General features: G+C 66.3%; 19 protein-coding genes. 13 read left to right on the top strand and 6 right to left on the bottom strand.

Features of this window, described 5'->3' with window-relative positions; translation table 11 throughout:
- Positions 1-46: 46 nt before the first annotated feature.
- On the top strand, positions 47-2293 hold the full coding sequence (locus P9A17_RS18810; RefSeq protein WP_278040212.1) for a molybdopterin-dependent oxidoreductase: 2247 nt from the start codon (positions 47-49) through the stop codon (positions 2291-2293).
- On the opposite strand, the gene P9A17_RS18805 is transcribed toward P9A17_RS18810, so the two are convergent.
- Both P9A17_RS18805 and P9A17_RS18800 read right to left on the bottom strand, forming a co-directional pair.
- A complete protein-coding gene (locus tag P9A17_RS18805; RefSeq protein WP_278040211.1) occupies positions 2286-3128 on the bottom strand; it encodes a peptidoglycan-binding domain-containing protein in 843 nt (280 codons plus the stop codon). The genes P9A17_RS18810 and P9A17_RS18805 overlap by 8 nt on opposite strands.
- Positions 3129-3132: 4 nt before the next feature.
- Positions 3133-3813 (bottom strand): GAP family protein, encoded by a 681-nt coding sequence (locus P9A17_RS18800; RefSeq protein ID WP_278040210.1) that lies wholly within the window; start codon positions 3811-3813, stop codon positions 3133-3135.
- 124 nt (positions 3814-3937) lie between these two features.
- Here P9A17_RS18800 and P9A17_RS18795 point away from each other — a divergent pair, with 124 nt between their 5' ends.
- Positions 3938-4405 carry an SRPBCC family protein gene (locus P9A17_RS18795; RefSeq protein ID WP_278040209.1) on the top strand — a complete coding sequence of 156 codons (468 nt, stop codon included), beginning with the start codon at positions 3938-3940 and terminating at the stop codon, positions 4403-4405.
- On the opposite strand, the gene P9A17_RS18790 is transcribed toward P9A17_RS18795, so the two are convergent.
- On the bottom strand, positions 4402-4641 hold the full coding sequence (locus tag P9A17_RS18790; RefSeq protein ID WP_278040208.1) for a hypothetical protein: 240 nt from the start codon (positions 4639-4641) through the stop codon (positions 4402-4404). The genes P9A17_RS18795 and P9A17_RS18790 overlap by 4 nt on opposite strands.
- A gap of 289 nt (positions 4642-4930) precedes the next feature.
- Between P9A17_RS18790 and P9A17_RS18785 the strand changes: the two genes are divergently transcribed.
- Positions 4931-5329, top strand: coding sequence for a nuclear transport factor 2 family protein (locus tag P9A17_RS18785; RefSeq protein ID WP_278040584.1), 399 nt, complete (start codon positions 4931-4933; stop codon positions 5327-5329).
- A 31-nt stretch (positions 5330-5360) separates the two neighbouring features.
- Positions 5361-6182, top strand: coding sequence for a PHP domain-containing protein (locus P9A17_RS18780; protein ID WP_278040207.1), 822 nt, complete (start codon positions 5361-5363; stop codon positions 6180-6182).
- Position 6183: 1 nt separating this feature from the next.
- On the opposite strand, the gene P9A17_RS18775 is transcribed toward P9A17_RS18780, so the two are convergent.
- Entirely contained in the window at positions 6184-7008 is an 825-nt protein-coding gene (locus P9A17_RS18775; RefSeq protein ID WP_278040206.1) for an alpha/beta hydrolase, read from the bottom strand.
- A 48-nt stretch (positions 7009-7056) separates the two neighbouring features.
- Between P9A17_RS18775 and P9A17_RS18770 the strand changes: the two genes are divergently transcribed.
- From P9A17_RS18770 to P9A17_RS18760, 3 genes are read left to right on the top strand one after another with little or no spacing between them, the layout of a single operon-like run.
- Positions 7057-8382, top strand: a complete 1326-nt coding sequence (locus tag P9A17_RS18770) for a nucleotide disphospho-sugar-binding domain-containing protein (protein ID WP_278040205.1) — start codon at positions 7057-7059, stop codon at positions 8380-8382.
- Entirely contained in the window at positions 8375-9577 is a 1203-nt protein-coding gene (locus P9A17_RS18765; RefSeq protein WP_278040204.1) for a glucosamine kinase, read from the top strand. Before P9A17_RS18770 ends, P9A17_RS18765 begins: the two co-directional genes overlap by 8 nt.
- Entirely contained in the window at positions 9574-10548 is a 975-nt protein-coding gene (locus P9A17_RS18760) for an SIS domain-containing protein (RefSeq protein WP_278040203.1), read from the top strand. Before P9A17_RS18765 ends, P9A17_RS18760 begins: the two co-directional genes overlap by 4 nt.
- On the opposite strand, the gene P9A17_RS18755 is transcribed toward P9A17_RS18760, so the two are convergent.
- Positions 10526-11683: an ankyrin repeat domain-containing protein gene (locus P9A17_RS18755; RefSeq protein ID WP_278040202.1), complete on the bottom strand. Its 1158-nt coding sequence runs from the start codon at positions 11681-11683 to the stop codon at positions 10526-10528. The two genes, P9A17_RS18760 and P9A17_RS18755, sit on opposite strands and share 23 nt — an antisense overlap.
- A 164-nt stretch (positions 11684-11847) precedes the next feature.
- On the opposite strand from P9A17_RS18755, the gene P9A17_RS18750 reads away from it, so the two are divergent.
- The 6 genes from P9A17_RS18750 (at position 11848) to P9A17_RS18725 (ending at position 17477) form a co-directional block, all read left to right on the top strand.
- Positions 11848-13365: an HNH endonuclease signature motif containing protein gene (locus P9A17_RS18750; protein WP_278040201.1), complete on the top strand. Its 1518-nt coding sequence runs from the start codon at positions 11848-11850 to the stop codon at positions 13363-13365.
- 66 nt (positions 13366-13431) lie between these two features.
- Positions 13432-13740: a hypothetical protein gene (locus P9A17_RS18745; protein ID WP_278040200.1), complete on the top strand. Its 309-nt coding sequence runs from the start codon at positions 13432-13434 to the stop codon at positions 13738-13740.
- Between the two features lie 15 nt (positions 13741-13755).
- Positions 13756-14568 carry a siderophore-interacting protein gene (locus P9A17_RS18740; protein WP_278040199.1) on the top strand — a complete coding sequence of 271 codons (813 nt, stop codon included), beginning with the start codon at positions 13756-13758 and terminating at the stop codon, positions 14566-14568.
- Positions 14569-14572: 4 nt separating this feature from the next.
- Positions 14573-15622 (top strand): iron chelate uptake ABC transporter family permease subunit, encoded by a 1050-nt coding sequence (locus P9A17_RS18735; RefSeq protein ID WP_278040198.1) that lies wholly within the window; start codon positions 14573-14575, stop codon positions 15620-15622.
- The gene (locus tag P9A17_RS18730; RefSeq protein WP_278040197.1) at positions 15619-16671 is read left to right on the top strand and encodes an iron chelate uptake ABC transporter family permease subunit; all 1053 of its coding nucleotides are present in this window, start codon (positions 15619-15621) and stop codon (positions 16669-16671) included. Before P9A17_RS18735 ends, P9A17_RS18730 begins: the two co-directional genes overlap by 4 nt.
- The gene (locus P9A17_RS18725; RefSeq protein ID WP_278040196.1) at positions 16668-17477 is read left to right on the top strand and encodes an ABC transporter ATP-binding protein; all 810 of its coding nucleotides are present in this window, start codon (positions 16668-16670) and stop codon (positions 17475-17477) included. Before P9A17_RS18730 ends, P9A17_RS18725 begins: the two co-directional genes overlap by 4 nt.
- Here the strand turns inward: P9A17_RS18725 and P9A17_RS18720 are convergent.
- Positions 17461-18405: a methionyl-tRNA formyltransferase gene (locus P9A17_RS18720; protein ID WP_278040195.1), complete on the bottom strand. Its 945-nt coding sequence runs from the start codon at positions 18403-18405 to the stop codon at positions 17461-17463. The two genes, P9A17_RS18725 and P9A17_RS18720, sit on opposite strands and share 17 nt — an antisense overlap.
- Positions 18406-18411: the final 6 nt, after the last annotated feature.

The raw sequence follows: 18411 nt of genomic DNA, 5'->3' as shown, positions 1-18411 counted from the left end.
GGCATAGCGAGTTGTCGATACAGTCAGTCACTGCAAAGGCGGTCTCATGCCGGAAAACACCATGCAGTTGGCGGCGACCGGCGAGGACGGCCTGCACCTCTACACGTGTCCGCTGTGCGAGGCGATGTGCGGCCTGGAAATCCGCGTCGAGGACGGCCACGTCGCCGGCATCCGCCCCAACAAAGACGACACGTGGAGTCGGGGGCACATCTGCCCGAAGGGCGCATCGCTCGGCGAACTGCACGAGGACCCCGACCGCATCCGTCGGCCGATGATCAAGATCGACGGGCAGTGGCAGGAAGTCGACTGGGACACCGCGTTCCGTCGCTGCACCGAACTGCTCGCCCCGGTCATCGAGAAGTACGGCATCGGCGCGGTCACGGCGTACACCGGAAATCCACTCGCCCATTCGTTCTCGCTGGCCCGCTACGCCGGCATCCTGCTCGGCCTGTCCGGAATGCCGGTGACGTACTCCCCCGGCACCGTCGACCAGTGGCCGAAAAACCTGTCTTCCCACCTTATGTACGGCGGCTGGTGGAGCTTCCCCGTCCCTGACATCGAACGCACCGATCTGCTGGTCGTGATGGGCGCCAACCCGGCGGCTTCGCAGGGTTCGCTGCTGGCGGCGCCCGACGTGATGGGACTGATCGGTGCAATCCGCAAGCGAGGCAAGGTCATTGTCATCGACCCGGTGAAGACCGCCACGGCGGATCGCGCCGACGAATGGCTGCCGATCACGCCGGGTACCGATGCCGCTCTGCTGCTGGCGATCTCGCACACCCTGTTCGATGAGGGCCTGGTGAGCCTCGGCACGGTCGAGCCGCATCTCGACGGCCTCGACGTGTTGCGCGACGTCGTGGCCGACTGGTCCCCCGAACGCGTAGCAGACACCACGGGCATCGGCGCCGACCGAATCCGCAGCCTCGCACGCGAGCTCGCCGGTACACCGCGAGCGGTCGTGTACGGACGGATCGGCACCTGCAACCAGGAATTCGGGAGCCTCGCGAGCTGGCTCGTCGACGTCGTCAACATCCTCACCGGCCACTTCGACGTCGCCGGCGGGTCGATGTTCCCGACCCCGACAGCTTGGACCATCACGCTGCAACCAATCCCCGGACTCGAAGACGGGCTGCCCGAATTCGGCCGCTACCGCACCCGCGTCCGCGGCGCCAAGGAGGTGCTGGGCCAGGTCCCTGTCTCCTGCATGGCCGAGGAGATCGCGACGCCGGGCGAAGGCCAGATCAAGGCTTTGATCACCGTCGCAGGCAATCCCGTGCTGTCGACACCGGCCGGGCACAAGCTCGACGAGGTGCTGCCCGGTCTGGATGCGATGATCTCGATTGACCTGTGGCTCAACGAGACAACGCGGCACGCCGACGTCATCCTGCCCGGGTGCTCACCGCTGGAGCAGCCGCATCACGACGACCTGATTCTCAACTTCGCCATCAACAGCATCGCCAACTACTCGCCGCCGGTGTTCGACAAACCCGACCCGGATGCGCCCGACGAGTGGGAGATCCTGATCAGGCTGACGGGATTGTGCACGGGTACACCGGCCGAAGACGTCGACGTCGCCGCCATCGACGACGGCTTCTTCGACTACATGTGCTTCACGCAGGGCCTTGACGGCGCCGAGATCCGCTCTCACTACGAGCACGGCGGTCCCGAACGCACGCTGGACTTGACGCTTCGCAGCGGCCCGTTTGGCGACCGCTATGGGGAGAACCCCGACGGGTTGACCCTGGACAAGCTCAAGGCGACGCCGAACGGGATCAACTACGGGCAGATGGTGCCGCGGGTCCCCGAAGTCCTCGGCACGTCCGACGGCAAGATCCGGCTGGCGCCGCAGTACCTGCTCGACGACCTGCCACGGCTGGCGGGCAGACTCACCCGCAAACCCGACGATCTGGTGCTGGTGAGCCGAAGGCATCTGCGCTCCAACAACTCCTGGCTGCACAACGTCGGTCCCCTGATGAAGGGGCGGGACCGCTGCACACTGCTCATGCACCGCGACGACGCCGACCACAGGGGGCTTGCGAGCGGAGATCTGGTGGCGGTCCGCTCGACAGGCGGATGCATCGAGGTGCCCGTCGAAGTCACCGACGCCATCAAACGCGGTGTCGTGTCCATGCCACACGGGTGGGGTCACGGCCAACCGGGCACCCGCCTGGGCATCGCGAACGGATCCCCCGGCGTCAACACCAACATCCTGTCTCCGCCGGACTTCCTCGACGAGCCGTCGGGGAACGGTGCGCTCAACGGCATCCCCGTCGAGGTGACCGCCGTCAGATGATCAGCCGCAGGGCCGCGGCCGTGGCGGGACCGACGATGCCGTCGACCTTCAATCCCGGTGTCCGGCGCTGGAATTCCCGCACAGCCGCCTCCGTGTCGGGCCCGAAGATGCCGTCGATCTCGAGGTTTCCGGCATACGCGGCGTAGGCGTACTTGAGTCGGCGCTGCAGTTCGGTCACCTGCGGGCCGCGAACTCCCCGGTACAGCAGAACATCGGTGTACTCGCCCACCGGAACCGGAGGTCGCGGCGTCGGCCCTGGCCCGACGGTGCCGATCCGCGCCGCGATGTCGCCGCGCAGCTCGTCCATGTCGATCGCCCCTGGATCCCATTTGCCTTGTGCGCGACCGGCATACTCTTTGTGCCCGATGGTGCGCGAAGCGGGTTGCCCGAGCCGGCGATTGATGGCGGCGCAACTGTCGACCATCGCGAAGTACTGTGCGTCGGGCCAGTTCCTGCGGTGCGGCGCGGTCGGGTTCGTCCCGGAGTTGGCGCACTCGATGCCGATCGTGTGCCAATTGCCCATGTTCGCGGGCAGCCACGGATACATACCGACACCGGCGTGCCATGCCACTCCGGCCGCCACCACGGTCACGGTGCCGTTGCGGGCGATGTGCAGCTGGGACAGCGGACCCGCGAGATCGGGACGGCCGTGGGCGATCGACTCGGCGGACGCCAGATTCGAACCGGTGTGATGAACCATGACACCGCGGATGTCCTTGAACTCACCATGGCCGCGTTGCCGCCAGCCCGGGAATTCGACGACGTCGAGGCCTTCGGCGCGCAACACATCGGCCAACCAGACGGGGTCGCCGCGCCAGCCGCTGGGCTGTGGCATGCCCCTATGGAAACACGACGATGAGACCCGTGGTCACGATGGCTACACCGAGAGCCGCGAGCACGGCCGCCGCAATCGCGGTCTGGTGCCGCACGGCCTTCAGGCGCACGGCAGTCATGACGGCGTCGGCGCGTTCGGCGGCGATCATGAAACCCACCACAGGGACGATCACCGTCGATCCGGCCAGGGCTGTATAGCCGCCGACCGCGGCCGCCGTGCCTGCGGACCCGAGTGCCGCCGTGCCGATGACGAGCCCGGCCGCCGCCGTCGCGACCATCACCTTCGGGTTGAGGATTGTCAGCGAGACCGCCAAGGCCGCTGCGACTGTCGGAGTGATCCGCGTCAGCCCGGACAACCACGCGACCGATCTCCTGGTGCGCCCACGCTTTGTCCATACGTATCCGGCCAGCACGATCAGCAGGACGCCGAGCCCGATGCGAAACCACGCACCCGCACTGCCGGTGGACCATTCGAAGTCGCCGAGCAGGTGCGGGGTTCCGATGAACACCGCGGTTGCGGCCACCAACGACCCGACCGAGCCGACCAGGTAGGCCAGGCTGGTGGCACGCGGCCTCGCTGCACCGAAGGCGAGCGCAAGCGGCGGCAGGATCCTGACCGGTGACCAGGCGACCATCACCGCCAGCGGTATGAGCTGGGCGAGCAGCGTGGACAGTTCGTCGGACATGGCGACGACACCATGGCAGATCCGCAACGCGGTGTCACGAATAATTTGCGGCGCGCGTGGAAATCGGGCGTTTGTCTCGACCCGGGCCGGGTAGCCGCGTCAGGTGGCGGAAGAACCTCATGAGATGTCCGGCTCCCCGATCGTGCAGCGCGAAACGACAGCGTCGCGGCAGCGGGTATGGGACGTGTTGGCCGACGGGTGGACCTATTCGCAATGGGTCGTCGGGAACAGCAGGATGCGCGCTGTCGACCCGGACTGGCCGCAGCCAGGCAGCGTCATCCACCACTCGATCGGTGTGTGGCCGGCCGTCATCAACGACACCACCGTCGTCGAATCCTGCACTCCCGAGCATGAACTCATCCTCATCGCCAACACGAGGCCGTTGGGCAAGGCGCGCATCACGCTGCGCCTGCACGACATGCCCGAGGGGGGTTGTCGTATCGAGATGGCTGAGGTGCCGGTGACTGCGCCGCTGAAGTGGTTGCCGGACTCCGTCGCACTGGCAGGGGTCTTTCCGCGCAATCGCGAGACCACATGGCGCCTGGCAGCCATCGCCGAAAGACGGACCGACGACGATGCGGACGACAATTAGGGCGGCTCGATCCCTGGCGCGCGTCGCGGATCCCCAGGCGACGGCTGCGCTCCCGCCTGAAGTTCCCGCAACCTCGCTTCGAGGATTTCGAGAACAGGCACGCGGGCGGCGTGGCCCGCCTCGTGGGTGAGGATGGTGTTCAGCTCGTCCTCGTTCAGCGCGCGGACCCGGTGAAGGAGATCGCCGATTGCGACCTGATCGAAGTCGGGAATCGGCAAGTCCGGCGAGCCCGTCATCGGTCAGCCCGCGGATCCGCGACGTCGTCGCCGCCACCCAGGTCGTTGACTGTCTTTCCGTCGGTACTCACGGAGACAGCCATAGCCGCCCGCCGCGAGGACTAAACCCTCGGGCCGAGTCACTGTATTGACATACACCGCAGGGCATTTCCGCATGATCGACGTGATCGGTCACCTCCATCACCGCGGAAGGCTGCGGGACCGACTGTCCACCCCGTGGTACGAAGCTATACCGTCGTCATATCGAGCAGGCACCGACGTCTGCCCGACAGCAGAGACGAGGTCAGCGATGCATCCATTCCGGCAAGCCGTCGAAGCACGCGACGAGGCCGCAATCGAAGCGCTACTGGCAGACGACGTGGTCTTCACGAGCCCGGTCGCCTTCAAGCCGTACCCAGGCAAGCCGATCACCGCAGCCATCCTCCGCGGCGTCATGCGGGTGTTCGAAGACTTCCGCTACGTGCGCGAGATCGCCGACAGCAACGGGCGCGACCATGCGCTGGTGTTCGAAGCCACCGTGGACGGCAAGAAGATCACCGGATGCGACTTCCTGCACATCGACGACGACGGTCTGATCAACGACTTCGTCGTGATGGTGCGACCGCTGTCGGCAGCCACCGCACTGTCCGATGCGATGGCCGCGCAATTCCCCCGCATCCAGCAAGAGGCGATTGAACTCAGCTCCTGACCGCACAGACCGCGTGCGACGATCTATGGCGATGCTGCCTTCAGACAATCACGTCCATACGCGGTGGTCATGGGACACCGCCGAAGCGTCGACGACCGAACGCCAATGCCGCGCCGCGATCGAACGAGGGGTGCCGGCGGTCGCATTCACCGAGCATGTGGATTTCACGGCTTGGTCCGGAGGAGACAGAACAGCGTCGCTTGAGGTCGGCGACCGGCCGGGTGTTCTCCCGCTCGACATCGCGGGCTACACCGCCGAGATCGCGCGCTGCCGCGACATGTTCCCGGAGCTGCGGATCCTGTCAGGCATCGAGGCCGGAGAGCCGCACTACTTCGCGGCGAGTGTCGCAAATGTCCTCGGCGCGGGCAACTTTGACAGGGTGCTCGGCAGCCTGCACGCAATTCCTTTGCACGGCAGGCTCGAATGGGTCGATGCGGCGCTGTTCGCCCGGATCGACGCCCATGATCTGATGGATCGCTACTTCACCGACATGGTCACACTCGTCGAAGACTGCGACGTCTTCACGGTGCTCGCACACTGCGACTACCCACGCCGGTACTGGCCCGCCGACCGCGCAGGCCCGTACCGGGAGGCAGATTTCGAGGAGCATTACCGCACGGTCTTCCGCGGCCTTGCACCGTCCGGACGCGCACTCGAGATCAACACCCGTTCGCCCCTGGCGTCGGTGGAACTGATCCGGTGGTGGTGGGAGGAAGGCGGCGACGCCGTGTCCTACGGCAGCGACGCTCACGTGCCCGAACGCCTGGGCGACCAGTTCGAGCTGGCGGTCGACATCGTCGAAGCGGCCGGATTCCGACCCGGCCGCGACCGCTTCGACTTCTGGCGACGCTGAGTCAGGAGCGGATGAACTCCAACAGGTCGGCGTTGATCACGTCGGCGTGCGTAGTCGGCATGCCGTGCGGAAAACCCTTGTACGACTTCAGGATTCCGTTGGCCAGCAGTTCCGCCGACAGCGGTCCGGCATCGGCGTACGGCACGATCTGGTCGTCATCGCCGTGCATCACCAGAACAGGAATCTGAATCTTCTTGAGATCCTCGGTGAAGTCGGTCTGGGAGAACGCGACGACGCCGTCGTAGTGCGCCTTGGCCCCACCCTGCATGCCTTGGCGCCACCAGTTGGCGATGATTCCCTCAATCGGCTCGACGCCGTCCCGGTTGAAGCCGTAAAAGGGTCCCGACGGTAGATCCCGGTAGAACGCAGCGCGGTTGGTCGCCACCTGCGCCTGGATGTCGTCGAAGACCGACTTCGGCAGCCCGCCGGGGTTGGCATCGGTCTGGACCATCAGCGGCGGAACCGCAGCGATGATCGCCGCCTTGGCGGCGCGGCTCTCACCGTGGCGTGCAAGAAAACGCACGACTTCGCCACCACCGGTGGAGTGGCCGACGTGCACCGCATCGTGAAGGTCGAGATGCTCGACGACTGCGGCGAGATCGTCGGCGTAATGGTCCATGTCGTGTCCGTCGGCGACCTGAGTCGAGCGACCGTGGCCGCGACGGTCGTGGGCGATGACACGGAAACCCTGAGCGAGAAAGAACATCATCTGGGTGTCCCAGTCGTCACCGGACAACGGCCAACCGTGACTGAAGACGATCGGTTGTCCCGACCCCCAGTCCTTGTAGAAGATCTCGACTCCGTCGCTGGTGGTCACCGTAGGCATAGCGCCGACACTACGCCTGAACTGCGGCGGAAGGGTACGTTCGCAACCATGACCTCGGCGACACAACCACCCCTGACGGTGATGTTCTGGCCCGAATCGGCGTACGGGCCGACCAATCAGTGCATCGGTCTGGCGTCGATCCTGCGCGAGCGCGGGCACTCGATCGTCTTCGCCGCCGAGAGTTCCTGGGCGGGCAAGCTCTCCGCGCTCGGGTTCATCGAAGAACTCGTCGATCTCGCCGAGCCTGCCGAAGGCGCAGCCGACGACGACCCGGGCAAGTTCTGGACCGACTTCATCGCCGAGACCTCCCCGGAGTTCCGCAAGCCGACCGTCGAGCAACTGTCCACCTTCATCCAGCCCACTTATCAGGCGCTGATCGACGGAGCCAAGTACTGCGAACCGCGCCTTCGCGAGATCATCGCCACACATCGACCCGACGTCATCGTCGAGGACAACGTGGTGCTGTTCCCCGCGCTGGCCACCGCCGGCGTACCGTTCGTCCGCATCGTCTCCTGCAGTCCACTGGAAATCCCCGGACCCGATGTGCCCCCGGCATTTTCGGGCCTTCCCAGTGCCGACCGCACCCAGTGGGACGGCTACCGGGCCGAGTTCGACCGCACGCACCGTGCGATGTGGACCGACTTCGACGCCTGGGTTCAGGCCCAGGGAGCCGCGGCGCTGCCGGACCTCGAGTTCATGCCACGCACCACTGCCGCGAACCTGTACGTCTACCCCACCGAGGCCGATTATCTCGACGTCAGGCCGCTCGACGGCACCTGGATCAGGATGGACTCCAGCGTGCGGGAGAACGACGAAGACTACGTCGTGCCTGTCGAAGTCGCAGACCGGCCGGCGGACAGCGCGCTGATCTACCTGTCGTTGGGCTCGCTGGGCGGGGCCGACGTGGGACTCATGCAGCGCCTGGTCGACGTACTGGGCGCCACACGTCACCGCTTCATCGTCAGCAAGGGTCCTCAGGCAGATCGAATAACTTTGCCGAACAACATGGTCGGGGCGCAGATGCTGCCTCAGACCACGGTGATCCCCCAGGTCGATCTCGTGATCTCTCACGGCGGCAACAACACGGTGACCGAGACGCTGCACTTCGGCAAACCTCTCATCATCCTGCCGCTGTTCTGGGACCAGTACGAAAACGCCCAGCGGATCGACGAACTCGGATTCGGCACCAGGCTCGACACCTACGCGTTCACCGACTCCGAGCTGACGGCCGCGGTGGACCGGCTGCTCGCCGACGAGGCCCTTCGCAGCCGGCTCGCCGCCATCGGGGAGGCCGTACGCTCCCGCGACGGACTGCGTGTGGGGGCCGACGTCATCGAACGGGTCGGGCTGGCACACCGGACATCGGTTGCCTGACACCGTCGACGCGCTCGACCTCGCCGACGGCTGCAGGCTCGCCGTCGTGGCCGAGGGTGACGATCTCGCCGCCGTGCCGATGGTCCGCGACAGCGACGGCTGGCGCCGTGCCGTGCCTGGCGATGGCGCGGCCGCGGCTCTGCTCGAACTGATTGCAGGCCAACACGGTCCGCTGTCCCGCGGGAACTTCAGAATTCGGCCGTGGGCGAGTCGACGCGCGGTGGGCGAACGTCCGATGGGCGTCGACCAGACCAATGAATCGGTAGTCGTCGGTGATGTCGCCGTCGTCAAATGGGCGACGCACCTGCAGGAGGGACCGCATCCGGCGCCCTCGCGAATCACCGCGCTGAACCAAGCCGGTTTCACTGGCATGCCCGCCCCGTGGGGTTTGATCACCTGGAGCCGAGCCGACGCCGACGAAACCGTCGTCGCCTACGTCGACGAGTTTCTCCCCGATGCGGTGGACGGTTGGACGTGGGCCGTCGACCTCGTAACGGGAGCCGCCCGCGGCGAGGATCCGGCGACGCTGGCTGCGACGATCACCGACGTGGGGTCGCTGATCGCTGATATGCACGCCGCGCTGCCTGCCTCGGCATCACATGCCTCGCCGGACGACGCCGCACGATGGCATCGGCAAGCACTCGATACACTCGAAATCGCCTGCGACCTTACCGATTCTATGAGCGGCCAGGTGCTGCGCACTCATCGGGATGCGGTAGCTGCCGAACTCGCCTGCCTCGGAGATCTGGCCGGAATGCCGGTGCTCGACGGCCACGGCGACCTACACGTCGGACAGATACTTCGAAGCGGAAACCGCCTGGTGGTCACCGACTTCGATGGCAACCCCGTGCTACCGGCGGCACAGCGCATCCTGCCGATCCCGGCTGTCCTCGACGTCGCGGGGATGGCACAGTCACTGGCCCACGTGTCCGTCGTCGCGCGCAAGTACGCCACGCTCGACACCGGCGCACTCGCCGCCGTCGAGACGGCGGTGCGCACCACGTTTCTCGACGCCTATCAACACCGCCTCGCAGCGCTCGGTTACGCCCGACTGTTCGACGCACGTCCGCTGCCGGCGTTTCGCCTTCAGCAGGTCATGCGCGAGATGATCTACGCGGCAAGACATCTTCCGCGGTGGATGTATGTACCCGATTCCGCTCTGCCCGCACTACTCGACGAAGGGGCGTCATCGTGAAGCCGAACGGATTCCTGGACGACCTACGGCGCAAGCCCGAGAGCCTCGGCAGACTCGCGAGCACGCTGACTGCCGGCAACCCGTGGTCGGATGTCGTACCACCCGGCACGGACCGCGTCGTCCTGATCGGTATGGGCTCATCGGCCTATGCCGCCGATGTGGCAGCCGCCCGCATGCGGGCGCGCGGTGTCGTCGCGACATCCGAACTCGCGTCGTCCCGCTTGCTCCCCGATTGGGGCACCGGCACATTGGTGGTCGCGACGTCGGCCAGCGGCGGTTCGGTGGAGACCCTCGACGCGGTGCAACGCCTCCCGGACGGGGTCGCTACCGTCGCGTTGACCAACACCGCGGATTCAGCGATCACGACGCGCACCGGCACCGTCGTGACGCTCGACGCCGGGAAGGAGGTCGGTGGGGTCGCATGCCGCAGCTACCAAAACACGCTGGCATTGTTGCTGGCGCTCGAATGCCACCTGGCCGGGGTGGACACCGAGGAACTTGCCGCGACGGTGAGTGCCTGCGCGGACGCCTCGACTTTCCTGCTGGAGAACGAATCTGATTGGTGTTCAGAAGTTTCCGATCTCGTCCTCGGGCCGCACGGTACCCACCTAGCAGCACCCGCGCATCGCTTGTGCTCGGCGAAGCAGGGCGCGCTCATGCTCCGCGAAGGCCCGCGCCGGCCCGCTGTCGGGTGCGAGACCGGCGACTGGAGCCATGTCGACGTCTACTTGACGAAGACGACGGACTATCGGCTTCTGGTCTTCGCGGGATCACAGTGGGAACCGCAGATGGCCGAGTGGACCGCCTCCCGCGGCAGCACCGTGGTCGGAGTAGGTGGCGACGTGCCGGGCGCCGGTTACACCCTCCGCTACCCCCACGATTCGGACGACGACGTCGCGCTGCTGACCGAGGTGCTGGTGCCGGAGCTGATCGCCGCCCGCGCCTGGCTCACGGCCGAGTCGCAGACCTGAGCAGGTCGGCGGCTTCGGTCTGGTAGGCGTGTTCTGCCCAACCCTGCGGCGTGGCATCGAATCTGGTGTCGACGATCGTCGGGTCGGCCCCTGATGCGAGGAGTCTGCGGATCAGGTCGAGGTCGCCGTCCCACGCGGCGTGGTGCAGGGGCGTGGCGCCATCGTCGTCGAGTGTGTTGGGATCGTCCGGGATTCGCGGTTCGGTCATCCGCGCACCCGACGTGTCGATGCCGTGGCGGGCCAGCAGATCCAGTCGTCGCCGGAATCCGTGGTCAGCGGCCCAGGTGATCTGTCGCTGCCACATCTGTTCCCTGGTTTCCATGGCCTCGCCGAGTCGTCGCTCCCACGGGCCGGGTGCGGCGTCGGCCAGACCGTGCGCGAAGAGCAGCTCCAGGTGAGAGTCATCGTCCCGGAACATCCTGTTGTAGAGCGTCTGCTGGTCGACGGGATGGGCGCCTCGTGCAAGCAGCAGCGACGCAAGGTGGGCGGCGGCTCGGTGTCGGGGCTGACGTCTCGGCCCTTGCTCGCCTTCGCCGAACACGCCGGTGAGCGCCGTGAACGGTGTCGACATGCCCCGCCACAGGTAGCCGGCGTCGGGATCAGCTCCGGCATCCAACAGAAGTGTTGCGGCAGAGGTGATCTCGTCGTTCGATCCCGCCGGGCTGCGCGCGTAGCAGAGGTACAGCAGCGCAGGCCAGCCGAAGGGGCCGCCGTGTGAGTTCGCGTCGTCGCCACGGGCGAGATGTCGCGCCAGCGCCTCCGGGTCGGCGGCCGCCGCGGCGGCCCAGATGTGCGAGTCGACCAATCCTGGCTCCGCGGCGAGGATCTCCGACGCAGCCGCCCAGCGCGGCGGCGCGTCGCTGTCGCTGTAGCGCAACACCGACAGCGAGCAAAACCGGTCCGCCGCCGAAAGTGCGGCCTCGTCGACGCGATCAGGGTCCACGCTGAGCGCGGCGGCGACGTCGAGGTAGCGCACCAATGCCGGCCAACCGGTGAAGCCGTAGCGCCGCGCGACCGTCCGTTGCGCTTCATGCAGGGCCATGGGCGCCGATCCCGCGGACCGCTCACGCTGCAACGCACGCGCCTCGCGGCGAAGGTGCTCGAGTGACGGATTGTCGGGCAACGTGCTGGCCATGACGGCCTCCTCTCAAACGCCCGGCGTCCGCGAGGTCGGGCCGAGAAGAGGTCGGCAACGATCATCGTCAATGCAGGGAAGCTGAGCTTCTTCGAGCGGACATCGGGCGATCCTGCGCGCCTGCGGTGAGCCTACCTGGGGGCTCCGAATTTGTCGGTGGTCGAATGTATGTTCGAAGAATGTCGACCGGGGAGCTGCAGGCGAAGGTTGCCGCGCTGCGCTCCGCGTTCGACGACGTGGCGGCCGGCGATGTCGACCTGTTGACTCGGCACGAGTTGGTCTCTGCCCTCGATGAACTCGAGGTGCTCGGCTGCCGGCTGCCGTCGGTGAGTCATCGCCTGCTGGCGCGGCTGCAGGTGGAGTCGACCCCGCAGCAGATGGGCGCCAAAACGTGGAAAGAAGTGTTGTCGGTGCGGTGGCGCATCTCCACTTCCGAGGCACATCGCCGCCTCTCTGAAGCCGCGGTCCTTGCGCCGCGCCAACCGATCACCGGGCCCGCCCTGCCGCCGGTGCTGCACGCGACCGCGGTCGCTGCGGCCCAAGGGTTGATCAACGCTGAACACGTCACCGTCATCAGTAAAGCCGTCGCCAAGCTCCCCGGATTTGTGGATGCGGCCACCCGGGAGCAGTTCGAAGTGAAACTGGTGCGGACCGCGGTCGGCAACGGACCCAAAGAGGTCAAAGACGCCGCCGAGTTGATGCTGTTCCTGCTCGATCAGGACGGTCCCGAGCCCGACGACACCGAGCGTGGCCGTCGGCGAGGCGTCACGATGAGTAAGCAGAAGCCCGATGGCACGACGGATCTGACCGCGACGTTGACCCCGGAACTGCGAGCGATGGTGGAAGTGCTGTTCGCCAAGTACGCCGCCCCCGGTATGTGTAACCCCGACGATCCCGAACCGTGTACCTCGGGCACACCGACACAAGAACAGATCGACAACGATCACCGCACCCTGTTCCAGCGCCAACACGACGCCTTGACCGCGGTCCTGCGGATCGCCCTGATGAGCGGCGACCTCGGCCAACTCAACGGCCTGCCGGTCACCGTCATCATCCGCACCACACTGCAAGACCTGGAATCTCGCGCCGGGGTTGGAGTCACCGGGGGCGGCACGAAGCTGCCGATCGCCGACGTCGTCAAAATGGCCGGTCACTCGAATTGTCATCTGGCGGTGTTCGACAAAGCCACCGGCTCCGCCCTGGACTTGTTCCGCGCACGACGCGTCGCGTCGCCGGCGCAGCGGATCATGCTGATCGCCCGCGACGGCGGCTGCACCAAACCCGGCTGCACCATCGGCGCCTACGGCTCACAAGCCCATCATGTGGTCACCGACTGGATCAAAGGCGGCAACACCAACGTCGACGAACTCGGCCTCGCCTGCGGGTCAGATAATCGCAGCGTCACCGACGGCGGCTGGACCACCACCATGAACGACCAACATGAGGTCGAATGGATCCCACCCGAACCCTTGGACACCGGACAGAACCGGATCAACAACTACCACGTTCCCGAACGCCTCCTGCGCCCCGAAGACACTGAACCCGAACAGCATTCGGCGCCAGTAGCAGACACCGGCGCAGTGGCAAGATCCGACAACGACCCCGAAGCCGAAGGCCCACACCCCGTCGACGACCCTGGCGAACCCGGCGGCCCCGCACCACCGGACAACCAGGTGGCCTGACGGCCGGGCATGTGGCCGACCGCAACCTCCTGACCAGCGGAGCGCCAAAGGCGTACCATCCCCGATGTGTGGACTGCACGAGTGGTTGCGCCGACCGGGTTGGCCCTGGTGACGCTCGGTCTGGCGCTGTTTCCACAGACGCCCGAGGCTTCGGCTGACGTCTGCGGCTCGGTCGGCGGACGCCATGTCTCGGTCAACGCCTGCGGCAACGTCGCCGACGCGATCGCGCCCTGGGTTCCCCCGCCCGCGGCGTACGCACCGCTGCCCGAGGATTACAACGCGGCTCCCCCGCCGCCACCTCCGCCTCCCCCGCCACCGAATGTGAGCGTGTGCGCCAACGTCGGAAGGCGGATCTCCGTCAGCGGGTGTATTTAAGCTAGCCTCACCTAGGTGTCGTTCTCGTATGCCTCAGTCGTCGAGACCGCCCAGCTGAGCATTCGCCTGCAACGCATCGTGCTGCAGATCGACGACGCCGCGGCTCTCGACGTCAAATGCGCTGGTGATTCCGCGGTCGCTGTCTATTTCTCCGCTGACGACCACCCCGACGGCGAGGGCCGCAACTACTCGGTGCGTCACCACGACGGCGCACGCATCACCCTCGATGTCGTATTGCATTCTCGCGGACCAGGAACCGAGTGGGCCTCGTCGGCGACCACAGGCGAGCGCGTCGTGCTGGACCACGCACGATCCTGGTACCGGCCGCCTCCAGACACGGACTGGCAGCTGATTGTCAGCGACCTTTCAGGGTTACCCGCAGCGGCCCGCATCATCGAGGAGTTGCCGAACCACATCCCGGCGACGCTGATCATCGAAGTCGCGGGGTCCGACGATCTCGCCTACCTCCCACACCGGTCCGGCCTGACCGTGATTTCGAGTATCAGCACGGGAAATGGTTATGCACCAAGCAATCTCGCTCAAGCTATCCGCGAACTCGACATGCCGGAAGGCCGCGGATACTGCTGGTTCGCCGGTGAGGCTGCCGAATCCCGGACGGTGCGCAAGTACCTCCGCGGTCTCGGCTGGACCATCGACCAATACGACATCACCGGATACTGGCGCGTCGACTCCGAGACCTGGGATGCGCGGTTCGCCGAGGTCGAGGACAAGGTCCTGCCGATCTACGAGCGGGCGCTGACCGACGGCAAGGGTGACAAGGTGGCCTTCGAGGAATTCGACGATGCCTGTGAGCGGATCGGCCTCTGACGCTGTGACCACACACGCCCCGCTCTCCCCCACGCCCGAGGCTGCGTCGCGGTATCCGACGCAGCGCGGCAAGGTGGTCGGCCTTGTCGTCGCGACAGCGCTGCTGGGCGTCATGTGCGTGGCGAGCCTGGCGATCGGCACCGAGAACGTCTCGCTGTCCACCGTCTGGACCGCCGTCACCGACTACCGCGACATCGGCAATGAGTGGATCGTCCACGACCTGCGCATTCCCCGGACAATCCTCGGCCTGCTCGTCGGCCTCGCACTGGGACTGTCCGGCACTCTCATCCAGGCGGTCGGGCGCAATCCGCTCGCCGACTCGGAGATACTCGGAATCAACTCCGGCGCTTCGCTGTTCGTCGTCAGTGCGATCGCTTTCCTCGGGCTCAACGGCATCTGGGCCTACATCTGGTTTGCGTTCGCCGGCGCCCTGTTCGCCATGGTCATCGTGTACTTCGTCGGGATGTCGGGGCGCGCCACCGCAACCCCGGTGCGGGTCCTGCTGGCTGGTGTCGCGGTGGGCGCCGTGCTTGAGGGCATCGGCTTCGCCGTGCGCCTGCGTTATCCGCGAGCCTTCGACAACATGCGGTTCTGGGACTCCGGAGCCCTCGACGGCCGTCCCCTCGACGTGGCGCTGGCGATCAGCCCGTTCATCGCGGTCGGCGCGATCCTGTGCCTTGTGGTGTCGCGCTCACTCAACATCACCGCCTTCGGTGACGAGCTCGCGAAAAGCCTCGGCGGCAATGTCGTTCGCACGCAGGTCCTCAGCCTGGTCGGTGTCACCCTGCTCGCCGGAGCCGCGACGGCGGGCGCGGGGCCGATCGGGTTCGTCGGCCTGATGGTGCCGCACGCGGTGCGACGGTTCACCGGGCCGGACTGGCGCTGGATCCTCGCCTACGCCGTGGTCGCCGCACCGGCGCTGTTGCTGGCGGCTGACATCGTCGGACGCGTGGTGATCCGGCCCTCCGAACTACCCGCCGGAATCGTCACCGCGTTCATCGGCGCACCGGTACTGGTCTGGCTGATCCGCAAGCGGGGAGCCGATCGCACATGACCACGACTCCCGTGCAATTCGGTCAGCGGCAATGCGTCGTGCGCGTCGGCTCGGTCGCGGTGCGCGCATCGTGGCGGGCCGTCATCGCGGTGACGGCCATGGTGGTCGGCGCCCTCGTACTAGCCATTGTGGCAATAGGTTTCGGCAAGTACCACGTAGCGCCCGCGGATGTCCTCGGTGTGCTGGTCGGTACCAACAGTTCGTTCGACCGGGTGGTGGTCCTCGAATGGCGTATGCCCAGGATGCTGATGGCGTTGCTCGTCGGCGCGGCGTTCGGGGTGTCGGGGGCCATCTTCCAGGCACTTACCCGTAATCCGCTGGGCAGTCCCGACATCATCGGGATCAACGCCGGCGCCTATACCGGAGCTCTGGCGGTCATGGTGACCGTCGGCAGCGGCTACTACGCGGTCGCGGGCGGCGCTCTGGCCGGCGGGCTGGCGACCGCGATCCTGGTCTACGCACTGTCCTACCGCAACGGGCTCGCCGGGTACCGCCTCATCGTCGTGGGCATCGCCGTCAGCGCGGTCCTCAACTCCGTCAACCAGTGGATCGTCATCAAACTCGACCACAACACCGCAGTCACCGCCGCTGTGTGGCAACAGGGTTCGCTGTCCGGCATGACGTGGGCGCAGGTGGTTCCGATGACGGTCTGCCTCGCGGTGCTCCTGGCCGCCCTGCTCGTACTGGGCCCGCAATTGCCGGTCCTGCAGCTCGGCGACGACGCGGCCGGCGCCCTCGGCGTGCATCCCGACCGTGCTCGGCTCGGCTATCTGGTGGTCGGTGTCGGCCTAGTCGCGCTCGCCTGCGCCGCCGCCGGACCGATCGCGTTCATCGCGCTCGCGGCGCCTCAGCTGGCCCGCCGGCTGACCGCGAGCCCAGGCGTTGCACTGGTGCCTGCGGCCGCGATGGGCGCCGTGCTGCTTCTCGTCTGTGACGTCATCGCCCAGAGACTGTTCGGCGACAACGCAATTCCTGTCGGCCCGGTGACCGTGTCACTGGGCGGCAGCTATCTCGTGTACCTACTGATCACCCAGGCTCGGCGGAGATGAATACCAACACCAGACTGCAGGCGTCGGAGCTGTCCATCGGCTACGACGAGACGACGATCGTCAGGGATCTGTCCGTCGACATCGCCGAAGAGAAGATCACCGTGATCGTCGGCCCCAACGCGTGCGGCAAGTCGACGCTTCTTCGCGGGCTCGCCCGGTTACTGAAACCTGCTGCCGGGCAGGTCATCCTGGACGGCACCGATATCGCGACGATGCACACCAAAGAGGTGGCGCGGCGGCTCGGCCTGCTACCTCAGACGTCGATCGCTCCGGAGGGCATCAGCGTCGCGGACCTGATCTCGCGCGGCCGTTTCCCGCATCAGAAGCTGTTGCGCCAGTGGTCCACCGAGGACGAGGCCGCCGTCGCCGAGGCGATGCGCTGTACCGGCGTCACCGAGCTGGCGGGACGCCTCGTCGACGAACTCTCCGGCGGTCAGCGCCAACGGGTCTGGGTGGCGATGGTGCTCGCCCAGCAGACTCCGCTGTTGCTGCTCGACGAACCCACCACGTATCTCGACATCGCCCATCAGGTGGAGTTGCTCGACCTGTTCGCGATGCTCAACAGGGAGCGCCACCACACTGTCGTGGCTGTGCTCCACGATCTCAACCACGCCTGCCGCTATGCCGATGAGATCGTCGTCATGAAGGCAGGAAGCATTGTGGCCCAGGGTGATCCGGCCACGGTGATCACAGCCGACCTGGTGAACAGCGTTTACGGCCTGCAATGCCAGATCATCGACGACCCCGAGACCGGCACCCCGCTGATCGTTCCACGCGCCTCACCGCACCTCACGGCGCGGCGGTGAGATAGCCGCCTCCACGACCGAAGTAGTCCATGGCTGGGCGGTCGATGCCGTCCTCGGTGCGCACCACGTCGAGCACCAATCCGCGGGACTGGCCGCGGTAGGCGTCCGCGCCCGCGACGATCACCATGCCACCGCCTTCCTCGATGAAGACGCGCCCGGGTGTACCCCCATAACAGCATTCCGAAACATGGGCTTTGATCAGGCGTAGCTTCTCTCCGCGGAAGTAGGTGTAAGCGTTCGGATACGGATCCGACAGCGCCCTGACGAACCGGTCGATGTCGGCAGCCGGCCAGTCCCAGTTCACCAGGCTGTCACCGTCGGAACGCTTATGGAAGAACGTCCGCTCCGCGAGGTCCTGGGCCACCGGTTCAGCGGTGCCGAACTCGAGCCCGTCCAGCGCTTCTTCCAGCACGTCGGGAACCAGATCCAGCGTGTCGAAAACCAAGCTGGTACCGGTACTTTCCGGCGTGATCTCCACGGCACGCTGCACCAGCACCGCGCCGGTGTCGAGTTCGTCGTCCATCAGATGCGCGGTCAGCCCCGTGTGGCTCGCACCGCTGATCAACGACCAGATCACGGGTGAAAACCCGGTGAACTTCGGCAGAAGCGAATCATGCAGATTCACAGTGCCATAACGCGGAATGCCGAAAAGGTCCTTCGGCAGTTTGGTGCGCCAGTTGTTGGCGACCATCACGTCGGGCGCCAAAGCGGCCACCCGGTCGGCCAATTCGGGTGTGGGCCGCTTGGCGAGAAACACCTCGATGTTCTCCTCGCGCGCCAGGTCTTCCACCGAATCGGCCCAAATCGATTCGTATACATGCTCACTCGTGGGGTGTGTGACAACGAGGCATACCTCATGACGAGACTTCAGCAGAGCCTGAAGCGTTCGATGTCCCCACGTTTGGTAACCGAACATCACCACTCGCACAGCAAC

Origin of the sequence: Mycobacterium sp. 236(2023) (assembly GCF_029623955.1) — a bacterium.
Lineage (GTDB): Bacteria > Actinomycetota > Actinomycetes > Mycobacteriales > Mycobacteriaceae > Mycobacterium.
The sequence above is the reverse complement of the archived record's forward strand: the minus strand, read 5'-3'. Positions and strand labels throughout refer to the sequence as shown.